General features: G+C 34.1%; 1 protein-coding gene. It reads right to left on the bottom strand.

The annotated features are described in order from the left end of the window. Positions 1–174 precede the first annotated feature (174 nt). Entirely contained in the window at positions 175–2,556 is a 2,382-nt protein-coding gene (locus AB1414_18550) for a YfhO family protein (protein MEW6609415.1), read from the bottom strand. Positions 2,557–2,780 lie beyond the last annotated feature (224 nt).

Genomic DNA, 2,780 nt, shown 5'->3' with positions numbered 1-2,780 from the left:
TAGCGAATTAGTGAATTAGAGATTAGCGAATTAGTATAGTATCCACAGACTCGTATCCTCTGGTGTAGAACAGATATTCCCCCTTAATAAAGGGGGTTAGGGGGTTGTCCTTCTCCCATTTTCATTGTCCTTTGTGAGTCGCAGACTCATGACCGTTTCTCCTGTAAAATTAGTTTACAATCTGCCTATACTCAATCCGCTTTGCTTCTTTCTTAAACCTGTCAACAACCACAAAGAGACAAAAAGCGTAATTATAGTTATTATCCCTCCGATAATTAAACTCATGGGGATGTACTTAAATTCAATTAGATGGTTTCCTGGAGACAGATAAACTACACGAAAGGCAAAGTTTGCACAATAAATTTCCCTTTCATCACCATCAACAAACACCTTCCAACCAGGATAGTAAGTATCACTTAAGAATAAGAAACTATTAGTAGGGGAAGATACAGCAATGGTAACATTATTAAATTCATAATTTATAATCTTAGTCCATCTGTTAAGTTGAGGTTTAACTTCACTGTTTGAGCCTTGAGAACTAATCTCCTGCTCTATAATAACCTCTTTTCTTGAATCAAATTTCGGATTGGTTAACTCTTCTAATATTTTTGCCTCTTCTTTAATTACTTTAGCCTGTGGGATAAGAAAAGCCCTTGGAAGACAGGATAAATTCTCGTATATCATCACCCCTCCCTCTTGATAGACCAATTTTAATCTTGGGGAAGGGATCTTTTTGTCTGCAATTATATATTTAACATTGAGCATATCTAAAAGAGAGGGATATCTTAAAGGAGCATCCTTAATAATATGTAGGAGAGTCTTGTATCTTTGTAGTCTCAATACATTGTCGCCATTGACATCAGAAATATGGTATATTAATCCAAAATTAGGGATTAAAAAATCTTGAGCATATCGTAATTTTATCGGCAGCATCTTTCCTTGCATTAGATAGTAATGTTTATCCATTTCCGCTAATAACTCTGGGATATGTATAATTCGGAAGCAACCCTTTTTCTCTTTAAGAAATTTTGATGCATTAGACTCATATTGATAGAAATCTTCTCTAACTAATGGATTTAAATTAGTAGAGAAAATGAAGGTATCTAAAATAATGATAGAAATCAAACAAAACTCCAGCATATAAGTTTTTATCTTATCCTTTTTATATAAGAAAACTAATAATACACCCAACCATAAAAGGCTACAGGTAAAAAGGCTATTAAGTAATATTTCATTATACTCAGTTTTCATCCCGAATAGTTCTGTAATGTCAGGAAAATATCGGGTTTGTAAGAGAAGAAGTAAATCCTTCTCAAATACTATTCCAACCAAAAGTAGTAAGATATATCCAATACCAAATAAAAAGATAGGTAGACATTTTTTCTGAAGTATCCTTTCTACTCCAACTCCCGTGAGGATAGCAAAGGAAAATATCGTTAAGTAAAAGAATTTTACTGGGAATCTAAAACTACTTATACCTGGTAAATATTCATATAAAAGCCTATATGTAGGAAGATGAGCACCTACGGAGAGTATGATAGAAAAGCACAGTAAAAATTTCCACAATAAATTTCTTTTAGAAAAGAAGCCAATAAAAGCAACACCGGTGGCTAACCCTCCTATATAATTGCTTTTTAACCAATCTTGACCTACCCAAAATAAGAGTGGTTCTGGATAGATTCCAGGTGAGATAGGGAGGAAAAAGCCAAGCAATTCTGGGAAAGAGAGGGAGCAAATACTGACTTGAGAATATAACATTTTCCCGCCACGCGAAGAATGAAGAACTAATTCTATAAACGGAACTGATTGAAAAGCACTTATTCCAAGACCAATTAAAATAGCGATAAGAAGGAAAAAGAATGGTTTAAGAGAAAAATTTCTCTCTTTAAAAGAAGAGGTAATTGTAAATAATATCAAAGTTAGGAGACTCATATAAGATATTTCCGGAAAAAGCCCAAGAAGTTGAAAAGCAATTACTATTCCTGTAGATATCGCATATCTATAGCTTTTCCTTTTTAATGCCCGATTAAAGAGAAAGAAGATAAGTGGTATCCAGGGCTCCTGGGTAAGGAGGTCAACCGAAAGTGAAAAGCTACTGAACATATAAATTATGGCACTGACCATACAACTTATTCCTCTTAACCCCCAGTCTCTTATCAGAAGATACATTGATATCCCACTAAGTAATACTTGAATGATAAAAAATAGCTTAAATCCAAACTGAAATGGCAGAAGATAAGTCAAAATAGAGAATGGATTGCTTAGAGCTGACTGGATATTAGCAAAGAAAGGGTAACCGGAAAATATATAGGGGTTCCATAGGGGAAAACATCCTTCTTTAATAGACTGCGATGCAAAGACTCTCATTGGATAGGAATATTTACTAAAGAGCCGATCGGCAAAGGTTATATCTGTAAATAATATTGGGGCAAAAAAGATTATACATAATACTAAAAGTATGCCTGTCAGGTACCAGTCTCTTTTATTTAATAAACCTTTTATAAAAAGATATATATCTTTCCTTTCAAAATTGAGCTGAAGTGTACTTAGATTCATCTTTTCACCTCGGTTTATCCTTATTACTTCTAGTGTCGTGTTGAACAAATAACGCACGGAATTTGATTCTGGTAATTGGTGATTGGTAACTGGTAATTGGTAATTAAATACCGTTCGGCTGAGGTAATCGGTCAGTTATTGGTGGGAGAAAGGCATAAAGATTAAATTTCTCGCTAAGGCGCAAAGAACGCAAAGGAATAAATTATAATCTTTGCGAACTTTGC

This window comes from bacterium, assembly GCA_040755795.1.
GTDB lineage: Bacteria > UBA9089 > CG2-30-40-21 > CG2-30-40-21 > SBAY01 > JBFLXS01.
The sequence above is the reverse complement of the archived record's forward strand: the minus strand, read 5'-3'. Positions and strand labels throughout refer to the sequence as shown.

What these genes read in the sequence shown, in the direction of transcription:
- AB1414_18550 (MEW6609415.1), bottom strand. Translation starts at nt 2,556, where the DNA reads ATGAATCTAAGTACACTTCAGCTCAATTTTGAAAGGAAAGATATATAT.